A 15084-nucleotide genomic window follows, 5' to 3' on the forward strand; every position below is an offset into this window, starting at 1 on the left:
TATGGCGGCATTGTATTTTGACCACGCGGCAACCACGCCATGCGACCCACGCGTGCAGGCTGTTCTGCTGCGCGCTCTGGCGGAGGAAAACGGCAACCCGCATAGCACCACCCATGCCAGCGGCATCCGTGCGGCCCGTATGGTGGAGCAGGCCCGCGCGCAGGTTGCGGCCCTACTGGGGGCGGATGAGCGCGAGATTGTTTTTACCTCGGGGGCGACCGAGTCCAATAACCTTGCCATAAAGGGGGCTGCGCGGCATCTGGCGGTACACGGGAGCCCGCGCCGCCGGGTCATAACCGTGGCGACCGAGCACAAATGCGTGCTGCAAAGCGTGGCAGACCTGGCGGGCGAAGGGTTTGAGCCGGTTATTCTGCCGGTTAACCCTCTTGGGCAGGTGGAGCCGGATGTGCTGGCCCGTGCTTTGGCGCAGGCTCCCACGGCTGTTGTGTCCATTGCCGCCGCCAATAACGAAACCGGAGTTCTGCAGGACCTCGCCACGCTGGGTGCGCTGGTCGCGCAGGCGGGGGCGCTGCTGCATACGGATCTGGCTCAGGCGGCAGGCAAGACTGCACTGGACCTGCATACCCTGCCTGTGGCTCTGGCCTCCATTTCCAGCCACAAGCTGTATGGGCCAAAGGGGGCGGGCGCACTGTTTGTACGCCGTCGCCCGCGTGTGCGCCTGACCCCCCTGTTCTCCGGTGGTGGGCAGGAGCGGGGGCTGCGCTCTGGCACCTTGCCGGGCTTTCTGCTGGCAGGGTTTGGGGAGGCCTGTCAGATTGCCCGAACGGATATGGCGCATGATGGCGCGCATCTGGCCGAAGTTCAGGCGGTTTTTCTGGCCCGTCTGGGGCCGCAGTTGCCCGGATGTGTGGTCAATGCGCAGGAAGCTGCGCGCCTGCCGGGCATTTTCAGCCTGCGTCTGCCGCCTGACCTGCGTGCGGCAGAGGTTCTGGCGGTCATGCCCGGGCTTGAAGTTTCCCTTGGTTCGGCGTGCTCTTCGGCCGAACTGGCCCCTTCCTACGTGCTGGAAGCCATGGGCCTGAGTTTTGAAGAAGCAGGAAGAAGCTTGCGTCTGTCTCCCGGACGTTTTACCTCCACCGCCGAAGCAGAACGCGCGGCGGACAGTCTGGCACAGGCTGCCCTGCAGGTGCGGGCCACACCACCCCGGCGGCCCATGCCCGCAGCCTAAGGCCCGGACCATACAGGCCGCCGCCGCCATGATATTTTTTGGCAGGATGAAAACCAATGCCCCAGATGACGTTTATTGAGCAGGACGGAACAGAACGCACGGTCGATGCCCCGGTCGGCCTGTCCGTGCTGGAGATTGCCCATAAGCACGATGTGGACCTTGAGGGCGCGTGCGAGGGCTCGCTGGCCTGCGCTACCTGCCATGTTGTGGTGGACCCAGCATGGGCGGACCGGCTGGATGCTCCCACCGACGATGAGGAAGATATGCTTGATCTTGCTTTCGGGCTGGAAAAAACCTCGCGCCTTGGCTGCCAGATTGTCATGACCGAAGCCCTTGATGGTCTGGTCGTGCGCCTGCCCGGCAAGGCCTGATACCCAGAAGGGAAGGATAGCCCGCCCATGCGTATTCTTGTCGCCATGTCCGGAGGGGTGGATAGTTCCGTGGTGGCTGCCCGTCTTTTGGAAGAAGGGCATGAGGTTGTGGGCGCGACCCTTCAGCTTTACGATTCCAGAGGGGCGGCTAAAAAAGGTGCATGCTGTGCGGGGCAGGACATCCGCGATGCCCGCGCCGTGGCCGACCGTCTGGGATTTCCGCATTATGTGATTGATGCGGAACGCCGGTTTCAGGACAGTGTGATCGAACGCTTTGCTGATGCCTATGCAGCGGGGGAAACTCCCGTACCCTGTGTTGCCTGCAATCAGGGCGTCAAATTTACCGACCTGCTGGGACTGGCGAAGGAAATCGGGGCCGAGGCCATGGCCACCGGCCATTATGTCCGCCGTGTGGAAGGCCCGCAGGGCGCGGAACTGCACCGCCCGGTAGATGAGGCGCGCGACCAGAGCTGGTTCCTGTTTGCCACCACGCGCGACCAGCTTGATTTTTTACGCTTCCCTCTGGGGGATATGCCCGACAAGGCCGCCGTGCGGCGCGAGGCCGAGCGGTACGGGCTGGTTGTGGCAGGCAAGCCCGACAGTCAGGATCTGTGTTTTGTCAGCGATGGTTCCTACGCGGATCTGGTGGAGCGCATGCACCCCGAAATGGCAGGCCCGGGCGAGATTGTGGACCAGTCCGGCCATGTTGTGGGCGCGCATGAGGGCGTGATGCGCTTTACCGTGGGCCAGAGCAAACGGCTGGGGAATGCTGCGCGTCTGCACGGCGAACGCCAGATGGTGGTGGGCGTGGAGCCGGGCCGCAAGCGTGTGATTATTGGTCCGCGCGCGCACGCTTTTGTCAGTTCCCTGTCCGTGCGCGATGTCAACTGGCTGCTTGACCCCCCGCCAGAAGGGATTGTCTGCAAGGTGCAGATGCGCGCGCGTGAAGAGCCGCGGGCGGCCCGTGTGATACCAGCCCCCGATGGCGCAACCGTGCTGCTGGACGAACCCGCCATGCCTGCCCCCGGTCAGGCCTGTGTGTTTTATAAGGGGAGTCGTATTCTGGGTGGTGGGTTTATCCGTCGGACGGAGCAGCAGGCCACGGCTTGAACAAAACAGGAGTGCATGCACATGGCGGAAGGTCGTCTGGTTATTGGTACGCAGCGTTATTCGTCCTGGTCCCTGCGCGGCTGGCTGTGTGTGCGCCTGGCAGGGCTGGACGTGGGGGTGGAGGTTGTGCCGCTGGCCGGTGCAGGGCAGACCACGGCCCTTAAAACCCTCTCGCCCAACGGATGCGTGCCGTATCTGGAACACAGGGGAGCCGTGGTATGGGACTCGCTCTCCATTGCTGAATACTGTGCCGAGCACCACATTTTTTTGTGGCCGGAGGACCGGGCCGCGCGGGCATGGGCCCGTTCGGTAGCGGCGGAAATGCACTCCGGCTTCAGGGCCGTGCGCTCTGCCCTGCCCATGAATCTGGGCCGCAACCGCCCGCTGGCCGCGCCTCTGGCTGAAGATGTGCATAAGGATATAGCACGTATCAACGCCATCTGGACCGAAGGGGCGGGTCGGGGCGGGCCGTTCCTGTGCGGGTCGGGCATGGGGAATGTAGATGCCATGTTTGCCCCTGTTGTCCGCCGTTTTCTGTCCTATGGCGTGTCAGGGCTTTCCGGCACGGCGCAGGCTTACATGCAGGCCGTGCGCCACCACCCGCTGATGGTGGAATGGTATGCCGCTGCTGCGCGTGAGCCGGTGGAGTGGCAACTGGATATGTACGAAACCCTGCCCTGAACACACCATGGCGGACAGCAGGGGGGCAGGCATGACCGTGCACGGTCCGCAGCAGGGGCACAGGCCGGGTGTTGTGGCCATAGCGTCCCCTCCACCCTTGCGGGTGCTGACTGTTCTGCCTCCGCGCGAAGGTTTTGCCCCCGATGAGGCCGGAGCCATAGCGCTGCTGGTGCACCGCATGGCGGGGGCAGGCGAAGTGGTGGCGGGCAGTCCCCCCGCAACCCGTCCGTATGATGATGTGTCTTTTGTGCCTGTGCCACCTGTTCTGTTCCCGTTCAGCAATACGGGGCGCTACCGGGCTGGCGTAGTGCGGCTGGTCCGCAGGCTGCGCCCCGATCTGGTGGAGGTGCATAACCGCCCGGAACTGGCGTGGGCCATAAGCCAGCGCTTTCCCCACCTGCCTCTGGTGCTGGTTCTGCACAATGACCCGCGTGGTATGCGCCTGATCAGAACTGCCCGTAAGCGTATGCTGCTGGCACGCAGGATGGCTGTTGTGGTGGTGTCAGAGTGGTTGCGGAACCGGTTTCTGGAGCAGGGGGTGCACGCCCATGTCGGCGTGCTGCCCAATGGGCTGGACCTTGCCACACTGCCTGCTTCTGCGCCGGTAAGGGAGAATCTTGTGCTGTTTGCAGGCCGCGTTGTGGCGGACAAGGGGGTGGATGCCTTTGTGCAGGCCTGTGCCATCCTGCTGCCTCGCCATCCCACATGGCAGGCGCGGATTATAGGGGCGGACAGGTTTGGCTGCATGTCCCCCCAAACGGAATTTCTGACCCGGATACAGGCTCAGGCTCAGGCCGCAGGGGTGCAGATGGCGGGCTACCAGCCACATGCGCAGGTTTTGCAGGCCATGAGCCATGCCGCTATTGTGGTCGTACCCAGTCGGTGGGCCGAACCCTTTGGCATGGCTGCCCTGGAGGCCATGGGCTGCGGGGCAGCCCTGGTTACATCGCGCAAAGGGGGGCTACCCGATGTTGCCGGGCAGACAGCACTTTATGCCAACCCCGATGACCTGCCCTCCGTGGTGGAGGCGCTTGAGCATCTGATGTCCGATACCGACCTGCGTATGCGCATGGGGCAGGCCGGACGGGCGCGGGCACAGATGTTTGACAGCGCAGTGCTCCGCATCAGACGCCATACCCTGCACGCCCGGCTTGTGCAGGTCTGGCCCGATACAGGGGCACTCGGGCAGCCTTAAGGTATGCGGGGTGCCGTGCGGTAGGGCTTTCAGCCCTGCCCGGTCGTGCGCCAGCCGCAGGCGTGCAGGGCTGGGCGCATGCCTGCACGTGGGGGGGCGGTTACGGTAACGCCGTTATCAATGGGCAGGAACAGGCTTCTGGCCAGCAGGTGCAGCCCGGCCGCATGGGGTTTGCCGTAAAGCGCGTCTCCCACAATAGGCCAGCCCATGGCGGCGCAATGGACGCGGGCCTGATGGGTGCGCCCGGTTTCCAGCTCCAGTTCCAGCCAGCTTGTCTGCCCGTCCCGGCCCAGAACCCGCCATGTGGTGGCCGCAGGAGCCCCCTTATCCGCCACCTGCACGGACCAGCCCGTTCTGGTGCTGGTTTTGAGCAGCGGCAGGTCCACGCGTCCGGTTGTGGCCTGCGGCCCGCCTTCCACCACAGCCCAGTAGGTCTTGCGCGCGGTTTTGCTGGCAAAGGCCTCCTGCATGGCCAGAAGGGGTTGTTTGCGCAGGGCTATGGCAAGACAGCCCGACGTGTCCGCATCCAGCCGGTGGGCAAGCCACGGGCCATCCTTGCGGCGGGAAAGCAGGGGAAACCAGTCCTCCACACATGCGCCGCCTCCGGGGCCGGTGTGTACGGGCAGGCCAGCAGGCTTGTCCAGAATAACCATATGGCTGCTCTGGTAGAGCAGGGGAGGCAGGGGAGGAGGCATACGGGGTTTAGTCTTCTTCGCGGTTGGAGCCTATCAGCACCTTGCGGCGGCCGACATTGTCCGCCCGGCTGATAATCCCTTCCTTTTCCATCTGTTCGATCAGCTTGGCCGCGCGGTTGTAGCCAATGGACAGGTGGCGCTGGATAAAGGAGGTCGATGCCTTGCCCTCACGCGTGACAATGCTTACGGCCTCGCTGTACATGTCGGCTTCGGCACTTTCGTTCCCGCCGGAACGGTTGCCTGCACTGGAGGAGGAGCCTTCCTCCATGGGTTCGGCCAGAACATCCTCATCATAAATGGGTTCCCCCTGTTCCTTGAGGAAGTTGACAACCTGCTCCACCTCGCTGTCGGCCACAAACGGACCGTGCACACGGGTAATGCGGCCCCCGCCCTGCATGAACAGCATATCCCCCTGCCCCAGAAGCTGCTCGGCCCCCTGTTCGCCCAGAATGGTGCGGCTGTCGAACTTGCTGATGACCTGAAACGAAATACGGGTGGGGAAGTTGGCCTTGATGGTGCCGGTGATCACATCCACCGAAGGGCGCTGCGTTGCCATGATGACATGAATACCCGCAGCGCGCGCCTTTTGGGCCAGACGCTGCACGCAGGCGTCAATTTCCTTGCCTGCGGTCATCATCAGATCGGCCATTTCATCAATAATGACCACAATATAAGGCATGGGGTCCAGAGCAACGGACTGTTCCTCAAACACCGGGTTGCCGGTTTCGGGGTCAAAGCCGGTCTGCACGCGGCGGACCACCACTTCCCCATCTGCCCGGGCTTCGGCCGCGCGGGCATTGTAGCCTGCAATGTTGCGTACCTGCAGGTGCGCCATGGTACGGTAGCGGCGGTCCATTTCACGCACCACCCATTTGAGCGCGTTAACCGCCTTGGGCGGCTCGGTCACAACCGGGGTGAGCAGGTGGGGGATCCCGTCGTAAATGGAGAGTTCAAGCACCTTGGGGTCGATCATGATCAGCCTGCATTCATCGGGCGAGTGCCGGTAGAGCAGGGAGAGGATCATGGCGTTCACGCCAACCGATTTGCCCGAGCCAGTGGTCCCCGCGACAAGCAGGTGGGGCATGCGCGCAAGGTCGGAGAACATGGGTTCGCCCGCAATATCCTTGCCAAGCGCCAGAGGGAGCTGGCCTGTATCCTCACGCCATGTGGGCTGGTTGAGCAGTTCGGACAGATAAACCGTCTCACGCGTCTGGTTGGGAACTTCAATCCCCATCACGTTGCGGCCCGGCACGGTGGCAATGCGCACGCTCAGCACGGACAGGGAGCGCGCTACATCGTCCGCCAGCCCGATAATGCGGGCCGAGCGGATACCCGGTGCGGGTTCCAGTTCATAGAGTGTTACCACGGGGCCAGCGCTCATGCCCACAATGCGGCCCTGCACGCCGTAATCGGCCAGAACCTGCTCCAGCATGCGGGCGGTGGCGTTGAGCAGCTCGGGCGAGGGGCCGGTATGGGCGTTGCCGGGGGCGGCGCGCAGCAGGCTCATGGGGGGGAGTTCCCATCCGCCTTTGCGGGTGGAGGGCGTGCGCTCGGGGGCGGCGTGCGTGCTCTCGGGCTGGCTGGCGCCAGAGAACAGGCGGCCGAGCAACCCGCTTTTGGCGGGTTTTTCCGGCGCGGGGTGCGGTGTTGTGGCGGTGGGCAGGGGAAAGGCAGGGTCGGCTTTTGTGGTGGGCAGCGGGGTTATGGCCGTTGCCCGTGCAGGGTTGCCCGGTAGTGTATCCAAAGCTGCGGGGGCAAAGCCATGCAGGGCAGGCTGGCCGTTATCCTGCGCGCCGTGCAGCACCAGTGCCGTGCCCGTGACGTGGGAGGGGGTGGCGCGGGGGGTGTGATAGGGGGCGTGCTCGTCCTCCTCATCATCAAACAGGGGGCCGGAGGGCAGGGTGCTGCCATAAAACGGGTCCGCCGCCGGTTGGGCCTGCGGGGCATAGGTGCCAGAACGTGTGCTGGTTGCCGGGGCGGCGGGGTGTGGTTTATGGCTGGCATAATAACGCACGAACCGCCTGCCCAGCCTGCCCGGCAGGCACACGACAAACGCAAATGCCCGCCAGATGGCATACCATTCATCACGCCGCAGGCCGGTGCCAAGGGCAAGCAGAAGCCCTGCAAGCAGCCCGCCCAGCAGCCAGATAACCATTCCCCCCGCAGGTCCTATGGCGGCCATGCCTGCGGCAATGGAGGTCTGGGCAATGGAGTGGCCGACACCCCCGCCAATACCGGCCTGCGTGGGCCATTCCATGGCGGGCAGGGTGGTAAACAGCAGCGGAATGGCGGCAAGCAGGGCGCCTGTTACGGGGAGCAGGCATAAAATGGCAGCCACCCGCATGCCAAAGACCATCCATGTTTCGTGTCCAAGCAGGCGGTGGCCCATGAAGCGCCACCCCCATGCAAGCAGAATCAGCACCGGCACTGCGGCCCCCAGCCCGATTCCCTGTAACAGCGTATCGGCTACAAACGCACCTGTTATGCCAAGCAGGTTGGTGGGGGGCTGGTTGGTGGCGGTGTTAAAGGATGGGTCGGTCGGATTATAGGTCAGCAGGGCTGCCAGCAGGGCACAGGCCAGAATGCAGAGCGCAATGCCGCCTCCTTCCTCCATGCGCAGGCGCAGGGTACTTTTGTGGAGAACGGAGGAGTTGGAGGTATTTAAAGGGCTTGTGCGCGCCAAGGGTGCCGGTCCTGACTCCAGAAGCCGCGGCTGCACCCTGCCATGGGCAGGAATCGGGCGCGCGGGTGGTTGTAAAGGGTGACTGCTTTCTTCTTAGCAGCCTCACCGCGTATTGCGAACCGCATCCTTTGCACAAGATTGCGGCCAGAGGCGGGCGATGTTCAACCCATGTCAAAGAAACATGTCCAGAGGCAGGAGCATGACTATCCGGCGTAACGGGCATGGGCGCATTGGGCGTGAGCGGCTTGTTCAGGGGTGGGAGATCGACGATATTAGGCCAGTATCAATACCCATCGTGCGGACCCGGCTGGCGCTGTTGCCTTTGCCGTGTGAATGGATGCAAGTAATTTGACCAGTGTTTGGCAGTCTATGCAGACCTCCCCCTTTCTGCGGCATATGCTGGCACCCTGCTCTGTTCTGCAACAACCCGGTTTTGAGCGGCCTGTCCGTGTTCAGTCCGATGGTGCCATTGCCTGTGCCGCCGAACGGGTTGAGCCCGCTCTGGCGTGGTTTTACGCCCGGTTTGCGCTGGAAATATCCGCCCTTGTGCGTGTCTGTTGCCCGGCTGCGCCTGTGGGAGCAGGCGCAGCGGCAGACATGGATGGACAGCGCATGGCGCGCATGCTGCTGGCTGCGGCAAGGGTTACGGCCTGTGCCTGGCAGACGGGGCCATTCTGCCCTCCCGGCAGGCCAGTACCCACGCCGTGTTCATGGGGGAATGTTCTGGCAGGTGCCACCATGCCCGATGCCGCCCGGCTGGCCCGGTGCATGACGGATCTGGCTTTTTTTGTAGACCCCGCCTTACGCCCGCGTGGGGTGGATGGGACCGCCCTGCATGCGTGGGCCTGCGCCACCTGGCCGCTTTTGCAACCTGTGGAATGGCTGGGTATGGCCGGAGGGGACGAACGGCTGGACCCCGATGGGCAAACTGGTCTTAACCAGTATGGGTGCCAGCTCATCCCCCGATATGGGGAGCTGGATTTTTCTTCCTCCACCGCGTCCACTCCCACACTGTCTGCGGCACGGGCCATGCATCAGGCGGCTACCCGGCTGATCTGCCTTGCAGTGGATGGGCAGGGGGCCGAGGCCGTTGTGGAAGAAACCAAGGCCTTTCTGGCGGGGTTTTACCACATGGATGGGGCACGGCGGGTTGTACTCGCCCCATCCGGGACCGACTGCGCTCTGGCCGCCACGGCGGTCATGGGGCTGCTGAATACACCGCTGACAACCATTCTGCCCGGCGCGGAAGAAAGCGGGAGCGGGGTGCCGCTGGCCACCTGCGGCCGCCATTTTGCCTACCGTACCGCGCGGGGGCAGGTAGTGCAGAAAGGTATGCCCATAGACGGGTTTATGCGGGACGCGGAACATGTTGCCCTGGACTTACGTGGCGGCAATGCGGAGCGCGTGCCAGATGACGACCTGTTTGCCGCCTGCCAGCAGCATATGGCCCGCGCGGTTGGTGCGGGGCGGCGCGTGCTGCTTTACATGCTGCATGTCTCCAAAACAGGGCAGCTTGTGTTGCCTGCCGCCAGAGTGCGCGCCTTGTGTGCGCTATATCCCGGACAGGTGGATGTGCTGGTGGATGCCTGTCAGGCCCGCCTGCGGCCAGAGCTGGTGCGGCAGTATGTGGCGTGGGGCTGGGCGGTTATGGTGACGGGGTCCAAGTTTTTTACCGGCCCACCTTTTAGTGGAGCGCTATTTCTGCCCGATAGCTGGCTGGCCCGCCTGCGTGGCGCCGGTTGCCTGCCTGCCGGTCTGGCGGCATATGCCTCGCAGGCCGAATGGCCGGACCAGTCTGCCTGTCGCATCCTGCCCGCAGGCCTGAACACGGGCCTGTTTGTGCGCTGGAGTGGCGCGCGGGCCGAGATGGAGGCATTTGCCGCCGTGCCGGATACACAGAAAGCAGAGCGGTTGCAGCAGTTCATGCAAGGGGCCGCGGCGGCCCTGCGTGCCTGCCCGTTTGTGCGCCTTCTGCCTTCGGTGGCGTTGCCCACCCAGCCGGAGGCAGAGGCATGGGACAGTTTGTCAGGCATTTTTGCCTTTACTGTGTACCAGAATGGCTGCGCGCTGGATTTCGCACAGACCAGACTGGTGTACGGCTGGCTGCTGGCTGATCTGACCCCCCACCTGCCTGTGGACCTGCGGAGGGAGGAGCGTGCTCTTGCGGCTCTGCCCTGCCATGTGGGGCAGCCGGTTGCCCTGATTACGGCGCAGGGTGTTGCGGCAGGTATGGGCGCGCTCCGTGTTTCGGCCTCTGCACGGCATATTTCTGGCACGGGGGGGGAATATGCGGCCGCACCCCCGGTGACGAAGGGCGCGTCCACGGCAGACCATCCCGTAGCGTGGATGCTGGCCAAGCTGGGCCTGATCCTGCGTTACTGGTCAGACCTTGCCCATGCACAGCCAGCGTGCCGCCCGCATGTGGCCCATGCCAGCCTGCCCGGTGGCGCGTGTATGCCCCGGCAGGTCCTTGCTCCGGTCAGGCAGGGCATTTCTGCTCTTGCGCTCGGACAAAGCTGATTCCACAACAGAGGCATGAGCAAACACATGAGTGCCGAAAAAGCTTCAGCTTCTTCTCAGGACCATTTTCTGGATGGGCCTGAACTTCCAACCGGTATTACCCGCTTCTGGCTGATCCGCCATGCTCTGGTGGAAGAAAACGCCCGTATGCGCATGTATGGCAGCATGGACGTACCGCTCTGCCCCGAGAGCCTGATTGCCCAGAAACCCATGTACCGCGCGCTGGCCCGGCGTCTGCCGCAGGATGCGCAGTGGTTTATAAGCCCGCTCTCGCGCACGCGGCGGACCGCACAGGCGATTGAGGAGGCAGGATACGGCCCCCGCCCGCTTACCGTGGAGCCGGACCTGATCGAGCAGAATCTGGGTGCCTGGCAAGGGCTGGAATACCATGCCCTGCCTGCGCACCTGACTCTGCCCCCCCACCCGTTCTGGCCTGTTGCCGCCACAGACTGCCCCCCGGAGGGGGAAAGTGTGATTGAGGTATGCAGCCGTGTTGGCCGCCTGCTGGACCGGCTGGCCAGAACGCATGCAGGGCGTAATATTGTGGCCGTGGCCCATGGCGGGGTTATTCGCGCGGCTCTGGCGCATGCGCTGCGCATACATGCCGAAACAGCACTGCATTTTTCGGTCCAGAACCTCTCCCTCACCATTCTGGAACGGCTGGATGCAGGCTGGCGGGTGGTTACGGTAAACGAGTTGCCGGGTATCTGAACCCCGCAGTTTCTGGCATTCAGGCAAAACAGGCGGCTGGCCGTGCGGGCAGCCGTTATTCCCAGATGGATATTTCCCAGACGGAGGGCTTTGGTCCATGTCTTTCTCTCCCTCACACGCCTGGGCGCTGGCCGCCACAGACCAGCTGTTTTTTGCCCAGAAGCAGGCCCGGCTTAACCGCGATGACGCCGAAAAGCTGACCCGTACGGCGCTGGACGGCATGGACGATGGCGAACTGTTCCTTGAGTACCGTGAGAGTGAATCCATAGCGCTGGATGACGGGGTTATCCGCTCGGCCTCCTTCAACACCAGTACGGGCTTTGGCCTGCGCGCGGTTCTGGGGGAAGAGACAGGCTTTGCCCATTCGGATGAGATGAGCCGTTCCTCCCTGCTGCGGGCAGCCGGTGCTGTGGGTGCGGTGCGCGCGGGCCGCTCGGGGGTTGTGGCGCCCCCTCCACGCCCCACCAACCAGCGGCTTTATACGGATGCCAACCCGCTGGGGGATACGGATTTTGCGGCCCGATCCGGCCTGCTTTCTAGCATCGACGCCTATGCTCGGGGCAAGGACCGGCGGGTGGTGCAGGTCATGGCCTCGCTTTCGGGCGAGTGGCAGGCGGTGCAGATCATCCGTGCGGATGGGACGCGTGTGGCCGACCTGCGGCCACTGGTGCGGCTGAATGTGTCGGTTGTGGTGGAACATGATGGCAAACGCGAGAGCGGGAGCCACGGCCTTGGCGGCCGTTATAAGATCAACCGTCTGCTGAACGGGGAAACATGGCAGGGCGCTGTAGACGAAGCTCTGCGCCAGGCGCTGGTCGCGCTGGAGGCACAGGCTGCCCCGGCAGGGGAAATGGAAGTGGTGCTGGGTGCCGGCTGGCCCGGTATTCTGCTGCACGAAGCCGTAGGCCATGGGCTGGAGGGGGACTTCAACCGCAAGGGAACATCCGTTTTTGCCGGGCGTATTGGCACGCGCGTGGCCTCACCCGGTGTGACGGTCATAGATGATGGCTCCATGCCTGACCGCCGTGGCAGCCTGACCATAGATGATGAAGGCACGCCCACAGGCCGCACGGTGCTGATTGAGGATGGTATTCTCAAAGGCTATTTGCAGGACCGGCTGAACGCACGGCTGATGGGGGTTGCCCCTACGGGCAATGGCCGCCGCCAGTCCTACGCGCATATGCCCCTGCCGCGCATGACCAACACCATTATGCTCGAAGGCAACGCCACCACGGAGGAGATGATCCGCTCGGTCAAGCGGGGGCTGTATGCCGTGCATTTTGGCGGCGGGCAGGTGGATATTACCTCGGGCAAGTTCGTGTTTGCCGCATCCGAAGCGTATCTGATCGAAAACGGGCGCATTACGGCCCCGGTCAAGGGCGCAACGCTGATTGGCAGCGGAGCAGAGGCCATGACCCAGGTCTCCATGATCGGGGGCAACCTGGAGCTGGACCCCGGTATTGGTACCTGCGGCAAGGCCGGGCAGGGCGTGCCTGTGGGCGTGGGGCAGCCCACCCTTAAAATGACCGGGTTGACCGTGGGCGGCACGGCGTAAGGGTACGCATCAAGTTGGTTATGGTCCTGTGGTGGGCTGTTCCTGTTGTACGCCCTCTCATGCTAGAGCGTGTGCCTTGGGTTCGGCCTGCCTGATGCGGGCCGAAGGATAGGGACAGGAAAATGGTCGAGAGCGGATTTCGGAGTTCTTTCATGCGCGAGGCCGCGGCACGCGGTTTCATTTTCCAGTGCACGGATGCGCAGGCGCTGGACGCACTTATGGAACGGGAGTCCATCTCGGCTTATATCGGCTTTGACCCCACGGCAGACAGTCTGCATGTGGGCGGGCTGATCCAGATTATGATGTTGCGGCTTTTGCAAAAGCATGGTCATCGCCCGGTCGCCCTTGTTGGCGGCGGCACCGCCCGTATTGGTGACCCTTCCTTCAGGGAGGAAGCGCGGCGGCTGATGACGGATGATATTATCCAGACCAACCTTGCCGGAATAGAAGGGTGCCTGCGCCAGTTTCTGGCTTTTGGTAAGAGCCCCTCGGACGCCCTGCTGGTCAACAATGCCGACTGGCTGGACAAGCTGGCCTATATTGACCTGCTGCGCGACGTGGGGGTGCATTTTTCCATCAACCGCATGCTGGCCTTCGACTCCGTCAAGAATCGTCTGGAACGTGAGCAGGGGCTGACTTTTCTGGAATTCAACTACTCGATTCTCCAGTCCTACGACTTCCGTGAACTCAGCCGCAAATACGGGCTTGTGCTGCAACTTGGCGGGTCCGACCAGTGGGGCAACATTATCTCGGGCGTGGAACTGGTGCGCAGGACGGACCAGAAATCCGTCATGGGGCTGACCACACCGTTGCTGACCACGTCTTCCGGGGCCAAAATGGGCAAAACGGCCAGCGGGGCTGTGTGGCTGTCCGAAAAACGTCTGCCGGTGTTTGATTACTGGCAGTTCTGGCGCAACACCGAAGATGCCGATGTCGGGCGCTTTTTGCGCCTGTTCACGGACCTGCCGCTCGAAGAATGTGCACGGCTTGAGAGCTTGCAGGGTGCGCAGATTAACGAAGCCAAAAAGGTGCTGGCGACCGAAGCGACGGCCCTGTGTCACGGGCGCGAGGCCGCTCTGGCCGCAGCCGAGGCCGCCCGTCAGACCTTTGAGGAAGGTGCGCTGACAGCAGCCGACCTGCCGGTGCATGAAGTGACCCAGCCTGACCTTGCGGAAGGTATCCCTGTTTTCCGTCTGCTGGTGGAGGCAGGGCTTGCCAAAACCAATGGCGAGGCCCGGCGTTTGGTACGGGGTGGAGGTGCGCGCCTCAACAATGCCGTGATAGCGGATGAAAATCGCCTGATTGGAGAGCAGGATAGCGTAGATGGCGCCATCAGGCTCTCTGCTGGCAAAAAACATCATGTGCTGGTGAAGGTCGGGTCCTGAAGACCGGGCCATCAGCAGGAAAGGCGGCGTTACGCAACGTCCTGCATGCGCTCATGCCGCAGACCGGATTTAGGTTTTGGCCTGTTTCGGATGTGTTTGCAAAAGGCTCCGCCACAATGCGGGGCCTTTTTTGTAAGGGGGTGCCTGAAAACCCTTAAGGGCAGGCACGCTTCTTTTTTTTCAGACCACATGGGACTCTGAAAAAAAATCAGAGGCCAAAGGCTATACCGTATGACAGGGGGATTTGCTGGTGCTGCTGGACAGGATTGAACTGTCGACCTCTCCCTTACCAAGGGAGTGCTCTACCACTGAGCTACAGCAGCACTGCTTGCGGGGTTCTAGCCTTTTGGGCGCACCACCGCAAGGGTGGGGAGAACAAAAAAAGACGAAAATTAATCGTCCCTATGCGTTTTTTCCATACGCTCGTGCTGTTCCTGCGCCTCGATGGACAGGGTGGCGATCGGGCGGGCTTCCAGACGCTTCAGGCCGATAGGCTCACCTGTATCTTCGCAGTAGCCGTAGCTGCCGTTTTCAACCCGCTGGAGAGCAAGGTTGATCTTGCCAATCAGCTTGCGGGCGCGGTCACGGGTGCGCAGTTCAAGTGCGCGGTCCGTTTCCACGCTTGCGCGGTCGGTAATATCGGCTTCATGAATGCCACCTTCAGAAAGGCTGGCCAGGGTATCCCCCGCTTCCTTCAAAAGGTCAGCGCGCCATTTGAGTAGTTTCTGCCGGAAGTATTCCGTCTGAAGAGGGTTCATGAACTCTTCTTCTTCTGCCGGGCGATAATCTGGCGGTAAGGTAATCATGTCAGTCGTCAGCCTTTGCAATGACAGGAAACCTGCCTTGAAAGAATGACGCGGCTTATAGCGGCATCATGCCCGTGCGCCAAGAATTTTATGCACAGATGCCGTAAGAAAAGCAGGAGAGGCGGTCAATAAGAGAAAAGAAAAACTGATATTCGGAAAAAGTAATAAATGGAAAATATCCGA

General features: G+C 62.7%; 12 protein-coding genes and 1 tRNA gene. 9 read left to right on the forward strand and 4 right to left on the reverse strand.

Features of this window, described 5'->3' with window-relative positions:
- The first annotated feature begins 1 nt into the window (after position 1).
- The 5 genes from PY793_RS08670 to PY793_RS08690 are packed head-to-tail and all read left to right on the forward strand — an operon-like array spanning position 2 to position 4546.
- Positions 2 to 1189, forward strand: coding sequence for a cysteine desulfurase family protein (locus tag PY793_RS08670; RefSeq protein WP_275177691.1), 1188 nt, complete (start codon positions 2 to 4; stop codon positions 1187 to 1189).
- 56 nt (positions 1190 to 1245) lie between these two features.
- Positions 1246 to 1560 (forward strand): ferredoxin family 2Fe-2S iron-sulfur cluster binding protein, encoded by a 315-nt coding sequence (locus PY793_RS08675; protein WP_275177692.1) that lies wholly within the window; start codon positions 1246 to 1248, stop codon positions 1558 to 1560.
- 27 nt (positions 1561 to 1587) lie between these two features.
- Entirely contained in the window at positions 1588 to 2670 is a 1083-nt protein-coding gene (gene mnmA, locus PY793_RS08680; RefSeq protein ID WP_275177693.1) for a tRNA 2-thiouridine(34) synthase MnmA, read from the forward strand.
- 21 nt (positions 2671 to 2691) lie between these two features.
- On the forward strand, positions 2692 to 3351 hold the full coding sequence (locus tag PY793_RS08685) for a glutathione S-transferase (protein WP_275177694.1): 660 nt from the start codon (positions 2692 to 2694) through the stop codon (positions 3349 to 3351).
- A 31-nt stretch (positions 3352 to 3382) separates the two neighbouring features.
- A complete protein-coding gene (locus tag PY793_RS08690; RefSeq protein ID WP_275177695.1) occupies positions 3383 to 4546 on the forward strand; it encodes a glycosyltransferase family 4 protein in 1164 nt (387 codons plus the stop codon).
- A gap of 29 nt (positions 4547 to 4575) precedes the next feature.
- Here PY793_RS08690 and PY793_RS08695 read toward each other — a convergent pair whose 3' ends face one another.
- Together PY793_RS08695 and PY793_RS08700 are read right to left on the reverse strand one after the other, a co-directional pair.
- The gene (locus PY793_RS08695) at positions 4576 to 5241 is read right to left on the reverse strand and encodes an RluA family pseudouridine synthase (protein ID WP_275177696.1); all 666 of its coding nucleotides are present in this window, start codon (positions 5239 to 5241) and stop codon (positions 4576 to 4578) included.
- Positions 5242 to 5248: 7 nt separating this feature from the next.
- Positions 5249 to 7855 (reverse strand): DNA translocase FtsK, encoded by a 2607-nt coding sequence (locus PY793_RS08700; protein ID WP_408744692.1) that lies wholly within the window; start codon positions 7853 to 7855, stop codon positions 5249 to 5251.
- 417 nt (positions 7856 to 8272) lie between these two features.
- Between PY793_RS08700 and PY793_RS08705 the strand changes: the two genes are divergently transcribed.
- The 4 genes from PY793_RS08705 to tyrS all read left to right on the forward strand — a co-directional run bounded on the left by PY793_RS08705 (position 8273) and on the right by tyrS (position 14095).
- Complete coding sequence (locus PY793_RS08705; RefSeq protein WP_275177698.1) at positions 8273 to 10444, forward strand: GMP reductase; 2172 nt, start codon at positions 8273 to 8275, stop codon at positions 10442 to 10444.
- A 27-nt stretch (positions 10445 to 10471) separates the two neighbouring features.
- Complete coding sequence (locus tag PY793_RS08710) at positions 10472 to 11155, forward strand: histidine phosphatase family protein (protein WP_275177699.1); 684 nt, start codon at positions 10472 to 10474, stop codon at positions 11153 to 11155.
- Between the two features lie 97 nt (positions 11156 to 11252).
- Positions 11253 to 12710 (forward strand): metalloprotease TldD, encoded by a 1458-nt coding sequence (tldD, locus tag PY793_RS08715; protein ID WP_275177700.1) that lies wholly within the window; start codon positions 11253 to 11255, stop codon positions 12708 to 12710.
- 122 nt (positions 12711 to 12832) lie between these two features.
- Positions 12833 to 14095: a tyrosine--tRNA ligase gene (gene tyrS / locus PY793_RS08720; protein WP_275177701.1), complete on the forward strand. Its 1263-nt coding sequence runs from the start codon at positions 12833 to 12835 to the stop codon at positions 14093 to 14095.
- Positions 14096 to 14343: 248 nt separating this feature from the next.
- On the opposite strand, the gene PY793_RS08725 is transcribed toward tyrS, so the two are convergent.
- Positions 14344 to 14418: transfer RNA gene (locus PY793_RS08725), tRNA-Thr, on the reverse strand.
- Positions 14419 to 14487: 69 nt separating this feature from the next.
- Complete coding sequence (gene dksA / locus PY793_RS08730; RefSeq protein ID WP_275177702.1) at positions 14488 to 14901, reverse strand: RNA polymerase-binding protein DksA; 414 nt, start codon at positions 14899 to 14901, stop codon at positions 14488 to 14490.
- Positions 14902 to 15084 lie beyond the last annotated feature (183 nt).

Source organism: Acetobacter fabarum (assembly GCF_029069195.1).
Lineage (GTDB): Bacteria > Pseudomonadota > Alphaproteobacteria > Acetobacterales > Acetobacteraceae > Acetobacter > Acetobacter fabarum_A.